General features: G+C 59.2%; 16 protein-coding genes, 1 tRNA gene and 2 rRNA genes (1 of these 19 cut by a window edge). 8 read left to right on the top strand and 11 right to left on the bottom strand.

Going from position 1 to position 20,737, the window contains the following annotated elements:
• Window positions 1-152 precede the first annotated feature (152 nt).
• The gene (locus R2E40_RS00480) at window positions 153-1,220 is read left to right on the top strand and encodes a glycosyltransferase family 9 protein (protein ID WP_016352369.1); all 1,068 of its coding nucleotides are present in this window, start codon (window positions 153-155) and stop codon (window positions 1,218-1,220) included.
• Here R2E40_RS00480 and R2E40_RS00475 read toward each other — a convergent pair.
• From R2E40_RS00475 to rfaD, 6 genes are all read right to left on the bottom strand, one after another.
• Window positions 1,156-2,268 (bottom strand): glycosyltransferase family 9 protein, encoded by a 1,113-nt coding sequence (locus R2E40_RS00475; protein WP_318164499.1) that lies wholly within the window; start codon window positions 2,266-2,268, stop codon window positions 1,156-1,158. The two genes, R2E40_RS00480 and R2E40_RS00475, sit on opposite strands and share 65 nt — an antisense overlap.
• Before the next feature lie 55 nt (window positions 2,269-2,323).
• Window positions 2,324-3,352, bottom strand: coding sequence for a lipopolysaccharide heptosyltransferase family protein (locus tag R2E40_RS00470; protein ID WP_318164498.1), 1,029 nt, complete (start codon window positions 3,350-3,352; stop codon window positions 2,324-2,326).
• An 82-nt stretch (window positions 3,353-3,434) separates the two neighbouring features.
• Window positions 3,435-4,100, bottom strand: coding sequence for a glycosyltransferase family 25 protein (locus R2E40_RS00465; protein ID WP_318164497.1), 666 nt, complete (start codon window positions 4,098-4,100; stop codon window positions 3,435-3,437).
• A complete protein-coding gene (locus tag R2E40_RS00460) occupies window positions 4,097-5,311 on the bottom strand; it encodes an O-antigen ligase family protein (RefSeq protein ID WP_318164496.1) in 1,215 nt (404 codons plus the stop codon). Before R2E40_RS00460 ends, R2E40_RS00465 begins: the two co-directional genes overlap by 4 nt.
• Window positions 5,312-7,075 (bottom strand): polysaccharide deacetylase family protein, encoded by a 1,764-nt coding sequence (locus R2E40_RS00455; protein WP_318164495.1) that lies wholly within the window; start codon window positions 7,073-7,075, stop codon window positions 5,312-5,314.
• A 109-nt stretch (window positions 7,076-7,184) separates the two neighbouring features.
• Window positions 7,185-8,141 (bottom strand): ADP-glyceromanno-heptose 6-epimerase, encoded by a 957-nt coding sequence (rfaD, locus tag R2E40_RS00450; RefSeq protein WP_318164494.1) that lies wholly within the window; start codon window positions 8,139-8,141, stop codon window positions 7,185-7,187.
• A gap of 156 nt (window positions 8,142-8,297) precedes the next feature.
• Here rfaD and R2E40_RS00445 point away from each other — a divergent pair, with 156 nt between their 5' ends.
• The 5 genes from R2E40_RS00445 to R2E40_RS00425 all read left to right on the top strand — a co-directional run bounded on the left by R2E40_RS00445 (window position 8,298) and on the right by R2E40_RS00425 (window position 14,360).
• Window positions 8,298-8,942, top strand: coding sequence for a TetR/AcrR family transcriptional regulator (locus R2E40_RS00445; RefSeq protein ID WP_011707886.1), 645 nt, complete (start codon window positions 8,298-8,300; stop codon window positions 8,940-8,942).
• 115 nt (window positions 8,943-9,057) lie between these two features.
• Complete coding sequence (locus tag R2E40_RS00440; protein ID WP_043163991.1) at window positions 9,058-10,248, top strand: glycine C-acetyltransferase; 1,191 nt, start codon at window positions 9,058-9,060, stop codon at window positions 10,246-10,248.
• Between the two features lie 56 nt (window positions 10,249-10,304).
• The gene (gene tdh, locus R2E40_RS00435) at window positions 10,305-11,333 is read left to right on the top strand and encodes an L-threonine 3-dehydrogenase (RefSeq protein WP_318164493.1); all 1,029 of its coding nucleotides are present in this window, start codon (window positions 10,305-10,307) and stop codon (window positions 11,331-11,333) included.
• Between the two features lie 200 nt (window positions 11,334-11,533).
• On the top strand, window positions 11,534-11,989 hold the full coding sequence (locus R2E40_RS00430) for a c-type cytochrome (protein WP_187364575.1): 456 nt from the start codon (window positions 11,534-11,536) through the stop codon (window positions 11,987-11,989).
• A gap of 85 nt (window positions 11,990-12,074) precedes the next feature.
• Complete coding sequence (locus R2E40_RS00425) at window positions 12,075-14,360, top strand: putative bifunctional diguanylate cyclase/phosphodiesterase (RefSeq protein ID WP_318164492.1); 2,286 nt, start codon at window positions 12,075-12,077, stop codon at window positions 14,358-14,360.
• Window positions 14,361-14,367: 7 nt separating this feature from the next.
• Here R2E40_RS00425 and rep read toward each other — a convergent pair whose 3' ends face one another.
• Window positions 14,368-16,380 (bottom strand): DNA helicase Rep, encoded by a 2,013-nt coding sequence (gene rep / locus R2E40_RS00420; protein ID WP_016352380.1) that lies wholly within the window; start codon window positions 16,378-16,380, stop codon window positions 14,368-14,370.
• Between the two features lie 152 nt (window positions 16,381-16,532).
• Between rep and R2E40_RS00415 the strand changes: the two genes are divergently transcribed.
• Together R2E40_RS00415 and R2E40_RS00410 are read left to right on the top strand one after the other, a co-directional pair.
• On the top strand, window positions 16,533-17,753 hold the full coding sequence (locus tag R2E40_RS00415) for a SufS family cysteine desulfurase (protein WP_318164491.1): 1,221 nt from the start codon (window positions 16,533-16,535) through the stop codon (window positions 17,751-17,753).
• Window positions 17,754-17,766: 13 nt separating this feature from the next.
• Window positions 17,767-18,201 carry a SufE family protein gene (locus R2E40_RS00410; RefSeq protein ID WP_318164490.1) on the top strand — a complete coding sequence of 145 codons (435 nt, stop codon included), beginning with the start codon at window positions 17,767-17,769 and terminating at the stop codon, window positions 18,199-18,201.
• Window positions 18,202-18,222: 21 nt separating this feature from the next.
• On the opposite strand, the gene tcdA is transcribed toward R2E40_RS00410, so the two are convergent.
• The 4 genes from tcdA to R2E40_RS00390 all read right to left on the bottom strand — a co-directional run.
• The gene (gene tcdA, locus R2E40_RS00405) at window positions 18,223-19,059 is read right to left on the bottom strand and encodes a tRNA cyclic N6-threonylcarbamoyladenosine(37) synthase TcdA (RefSeq protein WP_318164489.1); all 837 of its coding nucleotides are present in this window, start codon (window positions 19,057-19,059) and stop codon (window positions 18,223-18,225) included.
• Between the two features lie 147 nt (window positions 19,060-19,206).
• Window positions 19,207-19,283: transfer RNA gene (locus R2E40_RS00400), tRNA-Asp, on the bottom strand.
• A 98-nt stretch (window positions 19,284-19,381) separates the two neighbouring features.
• Window positions 19,382-19,496, bottom strand: a 5S ribosomal RNA gene (rrf, locus tag R2E40_RS00395).
• A 122-nt stretch (window positions 19,497-19,618) separates the two neighbouring features.
• Window positions 19,619-20,737, bottom strand: a 23S ribosomal RNA gene (locus R2E40_RS00390); it runs 1,770 nt beyond the window's last position.

Here is a 20,737-nt window from a genome sequence, read left to right as displayed (position 1 = left end):
GTCAAAATGGCTTTTCTTTTATGTGCCTCGGATGCCGGCCCGGCCGGCTTGCGCCAGATCGGATTTTCACGTTGCACCGACAGCATCTGACTCACTTGTGCGGTATGCTGTCACGCTGACGATCAACCATGACCTCTGTTGAGGCCTGCCTTATGAAATACCTTGTAGTTCAAACCAAACAGATAGGGGATGTGCTGATCTCCACCGCGCTGTGCAACAACCTCAAGCAGAATGACCCAAGCGGAGAGGTTCACTATCTGGTCATGGATTATTGCGCGGGTATGGCGCAGGGCAATCCCAATATCGATCGGCTCATCATCATCGAGAAGGCCAGGCGCAATGAGTGGCGCTACATGAAGGATCTGCTGCTGGCCATTCGCCGCGAACGCTACGACGTGGTGGTCAACAGCCAGGGCCAGATGATCGGCCTGCTCAGCTGCCTCTTCTCCGGTGCCCGCCTGCGCATCGGCTTTGACTCCTTCCCCTGGCGGCTCGGCCACAACCGCATCGTGCGTTTTCGCAAAGACACCGAATTCCAGGGCAACAGCACCCTGGTCGACGATCGCTTCTCGCTGCTCAAGCCGCTCAAGCTGGCCAGCGAGGATCGCAACTACTACCTCTGGCTGAGTGAAGAAGAGAAGCAACAAGGAAAGGATGCCCTGCTGGCCGCCGGCGTCGACCTGAGCCGCCCGCTGATCGCCATGGGCGTCAACTCGCTCGGGCACTACAAGCGCTGGCCCATCGACTGCTTTGCCAAGGTCGCCCAGTGGCTGATCGAGCAGCACGATGCCCAGATTTTGATCTACTGCGGGCCGGGGGAAGAGGAGTACAACCGCGGCCTGAAACCGCTGCTGCCCGCCGCCCTGCAAGCCAGCGTCTTCGACCACATCAAGACCCGCTCGGTACGGGAACTGGTGGGGCTGTTCGCCCACTGCCGGCTGTTTGTCGGCAATGACACCGGCCCCCGCCACATGGCGCAGGCCATCGACCTGCCCCTGCTGACCATAGTGGCCCCGGGCGGCGACAAGATCATCGCCAACCCGGTCAACCACCCCCGTTATCAGGCCATCGATGTGTTCGATGCCAAGGGACCCGACTTCCAGCTGCCGCAGAACGCGGAAAAGGACTTCATCGACGAAGCCCTGCTGCGCGCCATCACGCCCGAGCTGGTGATTGAGCGGCTGACAGCGCTGCCTGGTTGGCAAGCAGCCACGCCCTGAAAGTACGCTCGAATTCGGCCAGATCGAGGGAGTTGATATCCTGCTCCCGGGTATTGGTCGAGAACAGCACGGTGGCTGACGGGGAGTTGGGGTGCCACTCCAGGAAGTTCTCGTTGCCGCCACCTACGTCCGGATTGTAGAGGCCAAGAATGGGCTTGTGCAACCCGGCGGCGATGTGCACCGTCGCCGTGTCCACCGAGATCAGCCCCTGACACTGGCGCAGCTGGGCAAACAACCCGGCCAGCGAGGGCGCATCCGGTGACAGCAGCAGGCGCTCCGGTCGGCTCAAGCCGGCCCGGATCCCGGTCACCTCCTCCTCCATGCCCGGCGGATAGAGCAAACAGATGGCGCAAGAGCCAGCCGCCAGCATCTGCTCAATCATCTGGCTGATAAGCTCGGGCCGCAGACGGCGGGAGCTGCCACTGCCGTACGGGTTGAAACAGAGGACCGGCTCTGCCGGCCACCAGCTAGCCAGCGCCTCGGGCGGGCTCATGGTCGGGACTATGTATTGCTGGTCCGGATTTGTCACGCCGAGCCGTTGCAACAGCAGGGCAAACTTGTCGGAGAAGTGCATGCCGCTGGAGGCCTTGCCCAGCTTGAGGTTGACCGCCTGCAAGGCATCATCCATGCCGGCAACCCAATCCGCCCTCACCTGGCTGATGAAGTAGATGTCCTTCATTTTCAGCATCTTGCCAAAGTGCACCAGACACTCCACCTCCCCCAGCGAGTGTGCCAGGCGCTTGAGCTGGCCATAGCCAGGCCGCTTGGGCACCTCTATCACCTTGTCCATGCCGAAATAATCGCGAAACAGGGGAGCCATGGCCGCAGTCGTGACGATCCACACTTCCCGCTCCGGGCTGGCGCGCTTGATTTCGCGGGCCACCCAGGACGAGACGATGGCATCGCCCAGCTTGGCATCCCAGCGCAGCAGCACTATCTTCCCCTTGCGCTCATGCAGCGGGGCCGGCCGCTTGCGATCGAACAGCAGCAGTCCCAGCTTGCGGCGAAGAATGTCACGCTGGAGTTGCAGATCGTTGATTAATGACATGAATCCACCAGAAGGGCCGTTGAATTGGAAAAAGGATGATAACAGGCTGACGCGACTAGAGCGCCATCAGAGCATCGACCTGGCGGCTGATCTCGGCCGGTGACAGGGCCGCCAGATTGTCCGTGGTCGAGCGCAGTATGATATTGCGACCCGCCAGCGGAATGAAGGCATCGCGCCAGCGCTCGTTGTTCATCAACACCAGGGTGGGCACCCCGAAGGAAGAGGAGATATGGATGATGGAGGTATCGGTCGAGATGACCCCTCGCGCATCCTTGATGATCTTGGCGGCATCGAGAATCGTGTCAGGAAACAGGGCTGTCATATCCTGCCGCGGGCACGCCACGGGCTGCCTGGAGAACACCAGGTAGGAGATCCCCTGATAGGTCGGCAACTGAGCCAGGATCCCGTCGATCTGCGCCTCCGTCATCGAGTTGCCGACCTGGCTGCCCGTCAGGTTGACTAGCAGATAGCGGCCATACGCGCTGGTATCGAGCTGCTCATTGCAGGGTGACGGTACCGTGGCCGGCACGCCAGCCGCATCACCTGCCACGCTGAGCATGCGATAGACGAAGTGATCCCTGACTGGACGTGACGACACTATGGTGGCCTTCTTGTTGAACAGCGGCAGCAACTTCTGCTGCCCTTCGCTCTTGAAGCGCAGGGGCAACGACTGCAAGCGACCGTTGGCCAGCAACAGCAACTTGGCCATGGCGATATCGTCGGGCTCGTCAAACAGATTGATCACCAGGTCATACTGCCGTTGCCTGAGTTCACGCAGCTTGCACCACATGCTCGCCGGCCACAGGGTGTCGTTCAGGGTGATCACGTGACACTCATCGATCCCGGCGACCGACGCCGCCAGCAGCTGGTTGCGCTGGCTGCACACCAGCTCGAGGCGCGCGGCGGGGTAGATCTCCCTGAGCCGGGCAATGGCGGGCAGGGTGAGAATGAAATCACCGATGGCGTCATAACCGACCACCAGCACCCTCTCCAACTCCGTCCCGGCGGGGCATGGGGCGGCGTCAGGCGCTCTGCCGATCAGCCATCTGGCAATGGAGTGGGTAAGCAACTTCTTGAGATTCATGGATTATCCAGCTTGTATGGCCCGTAGCGTCGGCAAGGCTGACAGGGCTGCCAACCAACAGCCGCCAGCGGCACGCCCAGTGCTATTTCAGATAGTGACCGTAGGCTCTGTCATCGATGGTGGTGGTGAACAGATCCACATCCAGACAGCAGGGTTCCACCCCGGAGGCGGTCAGGCCGTTGAGCTGCAAGCGGCCAGTCAAATAGTCGGAGGGCATTCGCAGCGGATAGGCGCACTGCAATAATTTTTTCGCCCCGGCCAGGGTCAGTACATACCCAGCGGTAGAGAGTACCCCTCGCCTGGAGGAACGGCTGGGCGTCAGGTATCTGGCAAGCCGGTAGCCGCCGGGCAGAGATGACAGGAATGGCCAGCGTTTGGCTTTGCCATGATGCAGAAAGACGATCTCGGACTGGCAGGAGTGTACTATCGTCTCGATGATCGCCTTGCTGTGCATGTGCAGGTAGATGTCATCTTCGAGCACCACGCACCGTTCGATACCTTCGGCGACGATGCGCTCATAAACTCGGATATGGCTCATGGCACAGCCAATCTCGCCAAAACTCAGTGCATGACCACACACTTCTTTCGCCAGCTCCAAATCCACCTTGGCCAGCTCGGCACTGCTCAGCGTCTTCCCGTCGGTTGCATCTACAAACTCGAAATCTATGCCCAGATGCGCCATCTGCTGAACAACCATCGCCCGTCGCTCAACGCTGCGAGCCAAACTGATAACAAAAACCGGAATCATGACGTGCAGGTATCCTTTTTCAACTCATGGGCAAACCAGATGAAAACCAGGCTGAGCGTGTACAGATAGAGCACCCCTTGATGCTCAAACGGCACATCGCTTAGCGAGTTAATTGCAAACGCGAGGGGAACCAGCACACCCGCAGAAATCCTGCTTATATTGTTCGCCGCCAGATAGAACGGCAGGCCAAGAAATATCACCAGTGCAATAAATCCTATGCTGCCGCGGATCACCAGATTCTGCATATATTGATTATGGGCATGAGTTAGTACTGGGTTCAGAATTGACGCAGGGACTAATTCATTCCTAACTTGGCTTATCTTCAATGCGTCGAAGCCATCCGTGCCCACCCCTGCCACAGGTGAATCCAAAAAACCCAGCCAAGCACTCTGCCAGGCAATGACGCGCAAGCCCCACGATGAGTCGTATGAACCTTTTTCTGCCGAGTTGAGATCCGAGACTGCCTCTGCGACCCGAACCTGAACCAGCTGGTTGGTCTGATAAATGGCGCCCGTTGTGGCCGTACACAATATGGCTACCGCAATGTATTTCCACGGTTTGAAGTAGGCCTTGTAGCAGATGACGTAGGCAAGAATGATCCCGAAGGCGAGCCAGACCCCCCGGCTCTGGGAGAGATAAAGTGCAAACAGGGCCGCAATCAAGCCAAACAGGCTCCCCCCCCTCAACCATCCAGGCAACTGTTTTTGCTGGAAGACAAACCAGTTGAGGATGGCCAGCGTCAGCGCAGCCTGCGAGAAGAGGATCGCGTTGGTAAACCCTTCCACCCTGGCAATGCCATGCTGGTATTGCCAGATGCTGAGGATGCCCAATCCCATCCCGCCCAGCACGATGGCCAGATAACCCAGCACCAGCAAGATCGGCTTGCGCGGCATCATCAGTGCAAAGACGACGACATAAAACAGCCCTCGCATGACTCCGTATTGATCACCGTGGATCAACCGGTTGACGAAGATCATGGCGGCATAGACCAGCAGTCCCCAGAGAATGCGACGGTCTTTGAGCCCCACATCCCGTTGTTTGCCGACAAAGTAATTCAACAAACCGAATATGCCGGTCACGGCCAGCAGATTGGATTGAATGCTCTGGCCGAAAGGGGCCAGAAACAAGCCGCAAAAGGAGAACAGGATGGTCAGCGCAAACAGGGCTGTGGTTGTTCTATCGAGCAAGGCAAGGCTTCTGCTGAGCATCAATCAAGACTTCCTGAAGACATAGTTACCCCGGATTTTGCGCCACAGGCCAAAAACATCGGTACGCGGGAAAATGGCAATGCGACGGATCCTGAAGGGGTCCTGGTGCATGGCTCTGGGCCCGCTGTTGGTGGCAACGGCAAAACGGTAGCCCGCCGCCATCACCTGCGCCTTTGCGCTCTCGTCCATATCCCCATAAGGGTAGGCGAACGACAGCAGAGGGTGGCCGAGCAGGGCTTCGAGCTGTCGTTTATTCTCTTTGATTTCATAAGCTTGCTGCTCGGGTGCAAGCTTGCTCAACCTGGGGTGGGTCAGGGTATGCCCGCCGATCTCCACATGACCGGAGGCCGTCAGCGCCTTGAGCTGCTCGCCATTCATCAAGTCCACCCGGGTGTCGGGGTTGCTCGCATGCTCCACATCCCAGCGGTTATACCCTTCCCCCGTGACCACGTATACCACGGCTTTGTAACCATATTTTTCCAGCAGCGGCAGCATGCGGGTCAGGTTGTCCTGATAGCCGTCGTCGGCGGTGATCATCAGGTACTTCTTGCCGTATTGCAGCCGGTGAATGAAGCCCTTGTCCGCCAGATCGCGGAACGTCAGGGTCTCATAACCCAGCCACTTCAGCAGGCGCAGGTGCTTCTCGAACATGGCGATCGGCATCCAGGTACCGTGTACCCCCTTCTCGCGGTCATGTGCGATGAAGCGGTGATACATGATGACCGGCATCTCGCGGCGCAGGGTCTCGACCACCGCATCCTGATAGATGGATTCCAGGCCGGAGACGACTCCCGCCAAGCCATATTCGGCCTGAATGCGCTGACGAATTGTGTCTGAAACGGTGCCACTGGCCAGGGCCGGGGTAATCTGCGCCTTCAGTGCGGCAAAATCGATCGCCAGATCCTGGGGGCCGATATCGCCGAAGTTGCTGGCCAACGCCTCATCCAGATTCTGCTCGGTCACCAGCCCGATGGCCTTGGCTTCACCGATGGCAAAGGCGGGACGGCCGCAGAGCAGGGCCTCCATCGCCACCCGACCGGCACCGATCACCAGATCGCATTGCGCCATCAGCGCAGGGACATCCTCCACATAACCGACGAAATCAACCCGCTCCTGAAAATGCTGGAAACGCGCAGGCAGCTGGCTGCCGCTCACCACCTTCACCTGGCAGGTGTCCAGATCCAGCACCTCATCCAGCAACCGATAGCAGAGCTCACCCTTGGGGCCGCTCAGCCGGCCTACGATGGCGATCACCGGCCTGGCATTGGTCGGGGCCGGCACTGGCTGGAACTTGTCGGTTTCGATGCCGTTGCGCAACACCTGCACGATAGCCGGGTCAACGCCAAGGTTGTCGATGATCTGGTGGGCAATATCCTCGCAAACGGCAACCGCCCTGAACCCAAGGGCATGGAAGGCCTTGCGGGAGGCATGTACCGGCTGGCGGCCGTGCACCGTGGTGATCATGGGGGTGCCGGTCAGCTTGCAGGCCACATAGCTGCTCCAGCCAGAGGCACGCGAGTGAGCATGCACCAGCTGGATATGATGCTTCTTGATCAGATAGATGAGGTAGAAAACGTGCCAGAAGCGGCGCAGAATGCTGCGCTTGTTGAATCGCAGCTTGAACACCTCACCCAGAGTGGGCTTGGTCAGGGTGTCCGATACGTAGAAAACCTGGTGGCCACGCCGGGTCAGTTCGTTACCGACCGTAGTGGCATAGACCTCAGCGCCCGTCACTTCGAGCTGGGAGAGTGCCATCAATATGTTCATTGCGTGGTTACCCGGTAGAGACTGAGAAAAGCCGTGACAAACAACAGAGCCGGAAGCAGGTATGGCCTGCTTCCGGCTTGTCTGCATATAGCGATGTAAAACTCACCCGTTAGCGGTTGAGCCACGCCATATAATCCGCGACCCCTTCGGCCACGGTTTTGAACTCGGCGTCATAACCGACGCCGCGCAGCTTGGTCATGTCTGCCTGGGTGAAGCTCTGATAGCGCCCCTTGAGGTGATCCGGGAAGGGGATGTACTCGATGGCACCCTTCTGGTGATGCTTGATCACCGCTTCGGCCACGTTCTGGAACGGTTCGGCCCGGCCGGTACCGCAGTTGAAGATGCCGGAGTGCTGCGGATTCTGCCAGAACCAGAGGTTCACCTTGCAGACGTCATCCACATAGATGAAATCGCGCATCTGGCCGCCGTTGGGGAAACCGTCGCAGCCTTCGAACAGCTTGGGATTCTCACCCTTCTTCACTTGGGTATTGAGGTGAAAGGCAACCGAGGCCATGGAGCCCTTGTGCTGCTCGCGCGGGCCATAGACGTTGAAGTACTTGAGACCGACTACCTGGGAGTTGATCTCCGGCATCCAGCGACGCACGTACCGGTCGAACAGCTGCTTGGAGTAGCCGTAGACGTTGAGCGGCTGCTCGAACTTCGGATCTTCGATGAAGTTGTCGTTGCGCCCGCCGTAGGTGGCGGCAGAAGAGGCGTAGATAAACGGAATTTCCCGCTCGATGCAGTAGTGGAACAGATCCTTGGAGTACTCGTAGTTGACCTCCATGATGAACTTGCCGTTCCACTCTGTGGTGGCGGAGCAGGCACCTTCGTGGAAGATCACCTCGATGCCGCCATCCCACTCTTCAAATTCGTCGCCGGAAACGATCCGCGCCTGGAACTCATCCTTATCCATGTAATCGGCAATGGTCAGATCGACCAGATTGACGAACTTGGTGCCGTCGGTCAGGTCATCGATGACCACCACATCGGTCCGTCCTTGAGCGTTCAGCTGCTTGACCAGATTGCTGCCGATAAAGCCAGCACCGCCAGTTACTACGATCATGGAGTTTGCCTCGCGTACGTTGATGGCCACGTGTGACTGCCTGTTAAAGCTGTGTATAGTGAGCCAATTTGAAATTGCCGAAAAGTTTATCACGGGCCGCAAGGGGATTCGACCTTGACGATTTCACCGGCCAGGGGCCCGGCAGAGGGAACAGCGATGAAAACCAGAGACAGGATCATTCACAGCGCCACCGAGCTGTTCAACGATCAGGGTGAACGCAACATCACCACCAACCACATTGCCGCCCATCTGGGCATCAGCCCGGGCAACCTCTATTACCACTTCCGCAATAAAGAAGACATCATCCACTCCATCTTCGACCAGTACGCCCGCCACCTGAGCGAGAGCTTCACACCGGCGCGCAGCGACGAGATCAAGCTGGAAAACCTGATGGGCTATCTGGACGCCATCTTCTATCTGATGTGGCAGTTCCGCTTCTTCTACGCCAATCTGCCGGACATCCTGAGCCGCGATGAGCCGCTGCAGCAAAAATACCTCAAGGCCCAGGAGCAGTTGCGTGCCGCCGTGGTGGCCCTGCTCAGAAGCCTACGCGAGGGCGGCATCATAAATGTCAGCGACGAGGATCTGCCGGATCTGGGCCAGACCATCAAGATGGTGGTCACCTGCTGGATCCCGTTCCAGATTGCCCAGGCCCCCAACACCCGCATCACCAAGCCGTTGCTCTATCAGGGCGTCTTGCGGGTGCTGTTCCTGCTGCGCCCCTATGTGCAGCCCCAGGTGGCCGACCAGATCCGCCAGCTGGAACAGCACTATCGTCAACTGGCCCAACCAGCCGGGTGAGATCTGTTTCACAATTGTTGAATGTCAGCACAATCATTTGAATTCACCGCAACAGATTGCAGTAAAATACTGCCCATTGTTGATAATCAGCTGAAATAGCCAATAAGGATCGAGGATGTCTAACGGATTCTATCGTCACCTGACCGAGCAGCTTGAGCAGGTGCAGGCTGAAGGGTTGTACAAGCAGGAGCGCGTCATCACCTCGGCCCAGCAGGCCCGGATTGCGGTGGGCGGCGAGCAGGTGCTGAACTTCTGTGCCAACAACTATCTGGGGCTGGCCAACCACCCGGACCTGATCGCGGCGGCTCATCAGGGGCTGGACAGCCACGGCTTCGGCATGGCCTCGGTCCGTTTCATCTGTGGCACCCAGGATCAGCACAAGGAGCTGGAGCAGAAACTGTCGGGTTTCCTCGGCACCGAAGACACCATCCTCTACTCCTCCTGCTTCGATGCCAATGGCGGTCTGTTCGAAACCCTGTTCGGTGCCGAAGACGCCATCATCTCCGATGCCCTCAACCACGCCTCCATCATCGACGGTGTTCGGCTGTGCAAGGCCAAGCGCTATCGCTACGCCAACAACGACATGGCCGAGCTGGAAGCCCAGCTCAAGCAGGCTGACGCCGACGGCGCCCGCTTCAAGCTGATCGCCACCGACGGCGTCTTCTCCATGGATGGCGTCATTGCCGACCTCAAATCCATCTGCGATCTGGCCGACAAGTACGACGCCCTGGTGATGGTGGACGACTCCCACGCCGTCGGCTTCATCGGCGAAAACGGCCGCGGCACCCACGAATACTGTGGCGTGATGGACAGGGTCGACATCATCACCGGCACCCTGGGCAAGGCGCTCGGCGGCGCCTCCGGCGGCTACACCTCCGGCAAGAAGGAGGTGATCGACTGGTTGCGCCAGCGCTCCCGCCCCTATCTCTTCTCCAACTCGCTGGCCCCCTCCATCGTCGCCGCCACCATCAAGGTGATCGACATGCTGGCCGAGGGGCATGCGCTGCGCTCCAGCCTCAAGGAGAACAGCCAATACTTCCGCGAGCGGATGAGCGCCGCCGGCTTCACCCTGGCCGGTGCCGATCACGCCATCATTCCGGTGATGCTGGGCGATGCCAAACTGGCCGCCGAGATGGCAAGCCGCATGCTGGCCGCCGGCATCTACGTGGTGGGCTTCTCCTTCCCGGTGGTGCCCAAGGGCCAGGCCCGCATCCGCACCCAGATGTCTGCCGCCCACACCCGTGAGCAACTGGACAAGGCTATCGATGCCTTCATTCGTATCGGCCGCGAACTCGACATCATCTGATTTGAATCAAGGGGCCTGGCGCCCCTTCTTTCTGCATTCATCGTGAAGGAACAACCATGAAAGCGCTCTCCAAACTGCACAAAGAAGTCGGCATCTGGATGACGGACGTACCGGCCCCCGAACTCGGCCACAACGACCTGCTGATCAAGCTCCGCAAGACCGCCATCTGTGGCACCGACATCCATATCTACAACTGGGACGAATGGTCACAGAAGACCATCCCGGTGCCCATGGTGGTCGGCCACGAATACGTCGGGGAAGTGGTCGCCATCGGCCAGGAAGTACGCGGCTTTGCGGTCGGAGACCGGGTATCCGGTGAAGGCCACATCACCTGTGGCCACTGCCGCAACTGCCGTGCCGGCCGCACCCACCTGTGCCGCAACACCATAGGTGTCGGCGTCAACCGCCCCGGCGCCTTCGCCGAGTATCTGGTGATCCCGGCCTTCAACGCCTTCAAGCTGCCGGACAACGTCCCCGATGAACTGGCCGCCATCTTCGATCCGTTCGGCAACGCGGTGCACACCGCCCTCTCCTTCGACCTGGTCGGTGAAGACGTGCTGATCACCGGCGCCGGCCCCATCGGCATCATGGCCGCCGCCGTCTGCCGCCACGTGGGTGCCCGCCACGTGGTGATCACCGACGTCAACGAATACCGGCTCGAGCTGGCCCGCAAGATGGGCGCCACCCGCGCCGTCAACGTAGCCAAGGAGCAGCTCAGCGACGTGATGAGCGAACTCGGCATGACCGAAGGGTTCGACGTGGGGCTGGAGATGTCCGGCGTGCCCAGCGCCTTCCAGGACATGATCGACAAGATGAACCACGGCGGCAAAATCGCCATGCTCGGCATCCCCCCCGCTACCATGGCCATCGACTGGGGCAAGGTGATCTTCAAGGGACTGTTTATCAAAGGGATCTACGGTCGTGAAATGTTCGAGACCTGGTACAAGATGGCCAGCCTGATCCAGTCCGGGCTGGATCTCTCCCCCATTATTACCCACCGCTTCCACATCGACGACTTCCAGCAAGGGTTCGATGCCATGCGCTCAGGCCAGTCCGGCAAGGTGATCCTCAGCTGGGACAAATAAGCCTTTCGGCCCGCCCATGAGATGAAACCCGGTGAAAACCGGGTTTCTTTTTTTCAGGCCAGCCTCGCCAGTTTGTGATCTGACGAAGAAACTTTGCACGCAGAGTGCTTAACACTTCACACACAAGCGTTTAAATGGCTGTAACTATTCGGTTATAATCCAGTCGTTTTCTAGGGATAATAAAAGCCTGCTGGGAGTACATGAGCGTGTTGAAAAAACTGAGCTATTTGCTGGCGGTCGGGATGACGGCCGCCAGTTTGTCCGGCGTGGTGCTTGCTGCCGATGATATGTCACCGGAGGCAATTGCCGAGCGGATCAAGCCTGTCGGTCAAGTCTATACCGCCAAGGATCTGGAAGGGATTGCGACCGCAGGCGCAGCCCCTGCGGCGGCAGCAGCATCTGGTCCGCGCGACGGCGAAGCCGTGTTCAAGGGCGCCTGCTTCGCCTGCCACGATGCCGGCATCGCCGGTGCACCCAAGCGTGGTGACAAAGCTGCCTGGGAACCGCGTATCGCCCAAGGCATTGAAACGCTTAAGAAACACGCCATTGCCGGCTTCACAGGCAAGACCGGTGTGATGCCGCCACGAGGAACTTGCGCCACCTGTAGCGATGAAGAGATCGAAAACGCCATTCACTACATGATCGACAAGCTCTAAGTGTTTGAAAGGGCCGCATTTGCGGCCCTTTCAATCTGATGACTTCCGGCTACTCTTTGTAGGGTAGGCAAACCGGGAGTTACTCATGTCAGCGCAACCAATAGCACCCCATTACTCGACTCCCTTGCTGGCGTTGGTTTCCGCTATTATGGATTTCCCCGCCCCCTCCGCTGCCACTTCCAAAGATTACGACACCCTGATCCAGCAGTTGAACCAGCTCTGCCCGCTGCAGCATTTCGGCATGCTCGGCTTGTCGGAAGCAGGCCTGCAGTGGGTATGCGAATACCAGATCTCCGACAGCTTCAAGTTGCAGCTGGGGCTGGAAGAGTCGCGCATCACCGATCAACTGACCCAGCTCGATGAAGCCGATGGCTGGTGTTCGCTGCCGGTCGAACACGGTCAGGTCCAGTGGTTGCTGGCCTGCTGCCAGCCCAAGGAGCTGCCAACCCTGCGCCTGTTGCTGGAGTGCCTGGCCAAACGGTTGAACGAGACCCAGGCAGGCTCCCAGCTGTCGGAACTGGCCTCACCGCTGATCCGCAAAGACCCTGACTGGCAGAAGAAGATCGAGAGTATCAATCGCATCATCCGGCTGGCCAACACCCTGCCCAGTCAGGCGCTGTTCTCCCAGCTCGAGGCGGTACTGCGCCAGATGCTGGCCATTCAGGACATGCTGCTGGTGCGCATCGACAGCCACCGGCTCGAGAAGATCTATCCGGAGCAGCCCCCCCACAGCGACGAGTTCATCACCGGGTTGTGCCACAACACCAACAACATGGAGCAGCACAAGGAACAGCTCTACTGGTACAGCCAACCGCTGCGCCTGCAGCAGCAGTACTTCGCCCACTTTCTCATCAGCCTGCAGCACCCGCTGGAAACCGATGATCGGCTGTTTCTCGACTTCCTGCGCAGTCAACTCACCCTGCTGCTGGAGCTGAGGCGGATCCGCCAGCAGCTGCACGACATCAACTCGGAAGATTCCATCAACCAGCGCCTGCAGCAGTTGCGTCAGACCAACCTCCGGCTGCAAAAGCAGCTCAAGCAGCACCAGGAGCTGGAACGGCGGCTGCAGTTCGACGCCCTGCACGATCCGCTGACCCAGCTGCCCAACCGGGCCCTGCTGATGAATCACCTCAACCATGCCATGACCCACTTTCACCGCTACAAGTCGCCGGGTTTTTCGCTGATCTTCATCGATGTGGACCACTTCAAGCAGGTCAACGACACCCTGGGCCACAGCGCCGGTGACCAGCTGCTCAAGGAGATGAGCCGCCGCCTGCAGACCTGCATTCGGCAGAACGACATGGTGGCCAGGTTGGGCGGGGATGAATTCGTCATCTATCTGGACAACAGCAAGACCGAGGAGGATATCAGCCCGGTACTCAACCGCATCATCAGCCGCCTCTCCTACCCTTTTCGACTGATGGGCAACGAGCTGGGCATCACGGTCAGTCTGGGGGTAGCCAGCGTATCGGAACAGACTTCCGACATCAGCCAGCTGCTTCATCAGGCCGACTTGGCCATGTATCAGGCCAAACGCAACGGCCGCAGCCGCATCGTCAGCTATTCGGAAGAGTGCTCGGTCCAGACCTGGGCCTCGCCGGAGGAGATGCTGGCAAGAGCATTGCGCGAAGGGCGTATCGTCCCCTATTTCCAGCCGGTGATCCGGCTCAAGGACAGTCGGCTGACCGGGCTGGAGGTGATGGCCCGCTGGATCACCGAAGAGGGAGTGCTCAAGGACGCGTTCGACTTTATCCCGCTGGCGGAGCAGTGTGGTCTGATTCAGGAACTGGACTACCAGATCCTGAGCCACACCTGCCAACAATTGAAGGAGTGGCTGCCGCTGTCAGGCCAGAGCAAGTTCAAGGTGGCCATCAACTTGTCCGGCAAGCATCTGGTCAGCCATGAGCAGATCATGAAGTTGGTTGAAATCATCGAATCCGAGGGGATAGCTCCCGGTTATCTGATCTTCGAGTTCAACGAACGGGAGCTGTCACGGCAGGACTCCGATGCCCTCACCTCTTTGCACGAACTGAGAGCCAAAGGTATCCAGATCAGTCTGGATGACTTTGGGACCGGGTTTTCGTCCCTCAACGCCCTGTTCCACTTTCCGGTGGACTACATCAAGGTGGATGACAGCTTCACCCATCGCATGCTGCAGTCACCCAAGGATCTCGCCCTCATTCGTGCCATGCGCGACATCTGCCAGGATCTGGACTTCACCCTAGTGGTGGAAGGCATCGAAAACCAGCAGCAGTTGCAGAAACTGATCGACCTGGGCTGCTTGATGGGCCAGGGGCGCTATATCTCGCCCCCCATGCCCGGAGCCGATATCACCCCCCTGCTCACCCAGACCAAGAACGAGCGCGGCTAACCACCACTCAATCCTTCTTGAACAGCGCTCTCAGGTTGGCGACCCCGACCTGCCCCTTCTGTTGGCGCTCCTCGGCCGTCACCTTCTTCTGGTTTTCCCACTCCAGATCGTCCTGCGGCAACTCCAGCAGGAAGCGGCTCGGCTCCGGCCGCACCGACTCGCCGTACTGGCGCCGCTCCTTGCAGAGGGTAAAAGTCAGCTCGGTCTGGGCACGGGTGATGCCGACGTAGGCGAGGCGCCGCTCCTCCTCCACATTATCCTCGTCGATGCTGGTCTGGTGAGGCAGCAAGCCCTCCTCCATGCCCACCATGTAGACATAGGGAAATTCCAGCCCCTTGGAGGCGTGCAGTGTCATCAGTTGCACCTGGTCGGCCTCGTCCTCGCCCTCGTTGCGCTCCATCATGTCACGCAGGGTGAGCCGGGTAACCACCTGAGCCAGGGTCATCGCCTCCTCCAGCTCATCTCCCTCCAGCATCTCGGTGATCCAGCGGTAAAGGGTGGAGACGTTCTGCATCCGCATCTCTGCCGCCTTCGGGCTGGGAGAGGTCTCGTAGAGCCACTCCTCATAGTGAATCTCCTTGATCATGTCCCGCACCGCCTCCACCGGATTGCCGCGCAGCGCCTGATCGCCGAGCCGCACCAGCCAGTTGGTGAAGGCCTGCAGGGCGGATAGACCGCGCCCGGAGAGGTGTTGCTCCAACCCCAGCTCGAAGCTGGCAGCAAACAGGCTCTTGCCGCGCTGGTTGGCATACTGGCCCAGTTTTTCGAGGGTAGTGGGACCTATCTCGCGGCGCGGCAGGTTGACCACCCGCAGGAAGGCAGTGTCTTCGTCCGGGTTCACCAGCAGCTTGAGGTAGGCCATGATGTCCTTGATCTCGGTGCGGGAGAAAAACGAGGTGCCGCCGGAGATACGGTAGGGAATGCGGTTGGTCATCAGCGCCTTCTCGAAGATGCGCGACTGATGGTTGCCCCGATAGAGGATGGCATAGTCTTTGAACCGGGTGCGGTTCATGAACTTGTGGCCCATCAGCTCGGCGGCGATACGCTCCGCCTCATGCTCCTCATTCTTGGCAAACAGCACCTTGAGCTTCACCCCTTCATCGAGCTCGGAGAAGAGCGCCTTGTCATAGACGTGGGGGTTGTTGGCGATCAGGATGTTGGCGCACTTGAGGATGCGCTTCTTGGAACGGTAGTTCTGCTCCAGCTTGATGAGCTTGAGGCTGGGAAAATCCTCGTTCAGCAGCACCAGGTTCTGCGGCTTGGCACCGCGCCAGGAGTAGATGGACTGGTCATCGTCCCCCACTACGGTAAAACGGGCCCGCTCGCCGACAATCTGCTTCACCAGCTCATACTGGCTGGTGTTGGTGTCCTGGTATTCGTCGACCAGCAGGTAGCGGATCTTGTTCTGCCAGCGGGTGCGGACCTCCTCGTTGCTCTTGAGCAACAGGGTCGGCATCACGATGAGATCGTCGAAATCCAGCGCGTTGTAGGCCACCATCTGGCGGTGATAGCGCTCATAGAGCTGGGCCAGCAACACTTCTTCCGGGCCGCGGGCGATGCGCATGGCGCGGGCCGGCAAGATGAGGTCGTTCTTCCAGTTGGAGATCTGGCTGATGAGGGCCGAGAGCTTGTCCTTGTCGTTGTCCAGCTCCGCCTCGGTCAGCTCTTTCAGCAGCGCCAGCTGGTCGGTATCGTCAAACAGGGAAAAATTGGCCTTGAGGTTCAGGCTCTTGTGCTCGCGGCGGATGATCTCGAGCCCCAGGGTGTGGAAAGTGGAGACCATCAGCCCCCGCGCCTCCTTGCGACCCAGGGTCTGGCCGACCCGCTCCTTCATCTCTCGTGCCGCCTTGTTGGTAAAGGTAACGGCGGCGATGTTGCGCGCGTTGTAGCCGCACTGCTGTACCAGATAGGCAATCTTGTTGGTGATGACACGGGTCTTGCCCGATCCGGCACCCGCCAGCACCAGGCAAGGGCCGGAGACAAACTTGACCGCTTCGTTCTGATTGGGGTTGAGCTTCATGGGCCGGATCTCTTGGCTTATGATGAGGGGCGGCATTGTAACAGAGATCCCGCAGGCAGCCGAAACCGCAGGCAATATCCCGCCACTGCGTCTTGTGTTTGACCGCCATTTTCCGGATCATGGCCGACTTTTCCAGATGATATGAGGGGAGCATGAACCAGCAACAACACGCTCGGCTGCGCAGCCAGTTTCCGGCCTTGGCGCAAGAGGTCAACGGCCACCCTTTGATCTATCTGGATAACGCTGCCACTACCCAGAAACCCCAAGTGGTGCTGGACGCCATCGCGCACTACTATCGGGCCGACAACGCCAACGTGCACCGCGCCGCCCATGCCCTGAGTGGCCGCGCCACCCGAGCCTTCGAGGCCGCCCGCGAGACGGTTGCCCGCTTTATCAATGCGCCTCACAGTCGCGAGGTGATCTGGGCCCGTGGCACTACTGAGGCGATCAATCTGGTGGCCCAGAGCTGGGGGATGAGCGAGCTCAAGGCGGGGGACGAGATCGTGCTCAGCACCCTGGAGCACCACGCCAACATTGTCCCCTGGCAGCTGATTGCCCAGCGTACCGGCGCCGTGCTCCGGGTCATCCCCCTCGATGAGCGGGGCGATCTCGATCTGGCGGCCTATCACGCCATGCTGGGGCCACGCACCCGGCTGGTGAGCGTGGCCCACGTCTCCAATGCCCTCGGTACCGTCAATCTGGTCAAAGAGATGGTGGCTGCCGCCAAGGCGGTCGGGGCCCTGACCCTGATCGACGGCGCTCAGGCGGTGGCCCACCTTGAAGTGGATGTACAAGCCATCGGCTGCGACTTCTACGCCTTCTCCGGCCACAAGCTCTATGGCCCGACCGGGATCGGCGTGCTGTGGGGCCGCACCGAACGGCTGGAACGGATGCCGCCCTGGCAAGCGGGGGGCGAGATGATCGACAGAGTCAGCTTCACCGGCACCACCTTCAACTCCCTGCCCTTCAAGTTTGAAGCCGGCACCCCTCATATTGCTGGCGCCATCGGCCTCGCCGCTGCCATCGACTTTGTGATGGAGCAGGACAGGGAGTCACTGGCCAGCCATGAAGCGGCGCTGACAGACTATCTGGTTGCCGGGCTGCAACAGGTGCCGGGGCTGCGTCTGGTCGGCGAACCTCGCCGACGCGCCGGCGCAGTCTCCTTCCTGCTGGAGGATATCCACCCGCAGGACGCCGCCACCCTGCTCGACATGCAGGGGATCGCGCTGCGGGTCGGCCATCACTGTGCCATGCCGCTGATGGAATCGCTCGGTATCGGCGGTACCCTGCGCGCCTCGCTGGCCTGCTACAACAATCGGGACGATGTCGACGCCCTGCTGGCCGCCCTGCACAAACTCAGTGACTTCTTCTAAGGCAGACAATCCAATGAACAGCCTCGCAACCTATACCCGGATAGGCGTTGAGCCCGACGCAAATAGCATTTGTCAGCAGTTTGCGGCAGCAAACGGTTGGGAAAACCAGTACCGGCTCATCATCCAGCTCGGCAAACAGCTGCCTGCCCTGCCCGGCGAATGGCAGCAGGAGGCATTTCGCCTCAAGGGATGTGAGAGCCAGGCCTGGCTGAAGGGGGAGAAAGGTGAGGATGGTAACTGGCACTTTGCCTGTGATTCCGATGCCCGCATCGTGCGGGGCCTTATCGTCATAGTGCTGGCGGCACTCAACCACCAACCTGCAGCGGCGATCCACTCCTTCGACATGGAGGGCTATTTCAGCGAACTGGGGCTTGAGAAACATTTGAGCCCGTCGCGAGGCAACGGGCTCAGAGCTATCGTGTTGGCAATCCGGGAGCAGGCTGTCTAACCCGCCTTGTGCAGTGGTCGATCAGGCTTCTCCAATCGACCCTGTGTCTTCATTTCCGGCCTCTTTCTCGGCACGGGCTCCCCGCTCGGCAATCTTCTTCAATACCCGTGACGCGGCAACCAAGCCAAAGGTGGCCGTCACCGGCGTCACGGCACCGAAGCCGGAGGCGCAATCCATCTTCATATTGCCGTCGCTGGCCGCCTTGGCTTGGCAGGTGCCGCCATTACCATCCGGATAACTCAGCTGCTCGGTTGAGAAGACACACTCAACCCCGAACTTGCGCGCCGGATTCTTGCTGAAGTTGTGCAGCCGGCGCAGGTCGGAGCGCACCTTGGCGGCCAGCGGATCCTGAATAGTCTTGGCCAGATCGGCCACGGTGATCTGGGTCGGGTCCATCTGCCCGCCGGCACCACCCGCCACGATCACCGGGATCTTGTTGCGCTTGCAGAAGGCAATCAGCGCCACCTTCGCCTTGACCGAGTCGATGGCGTCCACCACATAATCAAACTCCCGCTTGATATGCTCGCCCAGGTTGTCGGCGGTGACGAAGTCATCCACCTCGATCACCTCGCAATCCGGATTGATGGCACGGATGCGCTCGGCCATCACCTCCGTCTTGAGACGGCCGACCGTACCTTGCATGGCGTGGATCTGGCGATTGGTGTTGGTGATGCAGATGTCGTCCATGTCGATCAGGGTGATCTGGTTGATGCCGGCCCGAGCCAGCGCCTCGGCCGCCCAGGAACCGACGCCACCGATCCCGACCACACAGACTTTCGCCTGGCTGAAGGAGCGCAGCGCACTCTGACCATAAAGACGGGCAATGCCCCCGAATCGCTGTAGATACTCTGCTTTCATACCACCACCTTGCTTGAGGGCGGCCATTATAGCGGCAACCTCTCTCAGGGGCGATGATCGGATGATGGCGGTGTTGATGTGAGGGAAAAGGAGTGCGGTGTCGGAAACGAAAAAAAGCCCAGTCGTTAGACTGGGCTTCTTGAGTAGTGGCGGAGCGGACGGGACTCGAACCCGCGACCCCCGGCGTGACAGGCCGGTATTCTAACCGACTGAACTACCGCTCCGCTGTCTGGTTAGCTTTTTGCTAAATTGTCTGCCGCTTCATTGAGGTGTCATCCTCGCAGCCAGTAATGTGATTCTTCACATCACTGTTTAATTGGGTGCCTGGCAGTGTCCTACTCTCGCATGGCGAATGCCACACTACCATCGGCGCTACCGCGTTTCACTTCTGAGTTCGGCATGGGTTCAGGTGGTTCCACGGCGCTATGGCCGCCAGGCAAATTCTTCAATCTCGGAAAGCTGACGTGAATAACAACTGTCACCTGGTGAGGTGGTCGCTATCACTGAATTAGTAGTTCACTCATTCGCTACAAGGCCAGAAACACTTCTTGGGTGTTGTATGGTTAAGCCTCACGGGTAATTAGTATGGGTTAGCTCAACACGTCGCCGCGCTTACACACCCCACCTATCAACGTTGTGGTCTCCAACGGCCCTTTAGGACCCTCAAGGGGTCAGGGATGACTCATCTCAGGGCTCGCTTCCCGCTTAGATGCTTTCAGCGGTTATCGATTCCGAACTTAGCTACCGGGCAGTGCCACTGGCGTGACAACCCGAACACCAGAGGTTCGTTCACTCCGGTCCTCTCGTACTAGGAGCAACTCCCTTCAATCATCCAACGCCCACGGCAGATAGGGACCGAACTGTCTCACGACGTTCTGAACCCAGCTCGCGTACCACTTTAAATGGCGAACAGCCATACCCTTGGGACCGACTTCAGCCCCAGGATGTGATGAGCCGACATCGAGGTGCCAAACACCGCCGTCGATATGAACTCTTGGGCGGTATCAGCCTGTTATCCCCGGAGTACCTTTTATCCGTTGAGCGATGGCCCTTCCATTCAGAACCACCGGATCACTATGACCTACTTTCGTACCTGCTCGACCTGTCCGTCTCGCAGTTAAGCTGGCTTATGCCATTGCACTAACCTCCTGATGTCCGACCAGGATTAGCCAACCTTCGTGCTCCTCCGTTACTCTTTGGGAGGAGACCGCCCCAGTCAAACTACCCACCAGGCACTGTCCGCGACCCAGATTCATGGGCCTGCGTTAGAACATCAAACATACAAGGGTGGTATTTCAAGGACGGCTCCAGCGCAACTGGCGTCACGCCTTCAAAGCCTCCCACCTATCCTACACATGTAGGTTCAATGTTCAGTGCCAAGCTGTAGTAAAGGTTCACGGGGTCTTTCCGTCTAGCCGCGGGTACACCGCATCTTCACGGCGAATTCGATTTCACTGAGTCTCGGGTGGAGACAGCATGGCCATGGTTACACCATTCGTGCAGGTCGGAACTTACCCGACAAGGAATTTCGCTACCTTAGGACCGTTATAGTTACGGCCGCCGTTTACCGGGGCTTCGATCAAGAGCTTCGCTTGCGCTAACCCCATCAATTAACCTTCCGGCACCGGGCAGGTGTCACACCCTATACGTCCACTTTCGTGTTTGCAGAGTGCTGTGT

The sequence above is a fragment of the Aeromonas sp. CD genome (assembly GCF_033349375.1).
In the GTDB taxonomy this organism is placed as follows: domain Bacteria; phylum Pseudomonadota; class Gammaproteobacteria; order Enterobacterales; family Aeromonadaceae; genus Aeromonas; species Aeromonas hydrophila.
This window is presented reverse-complemented; position numbering and strand designations above follow the sequence as displayed.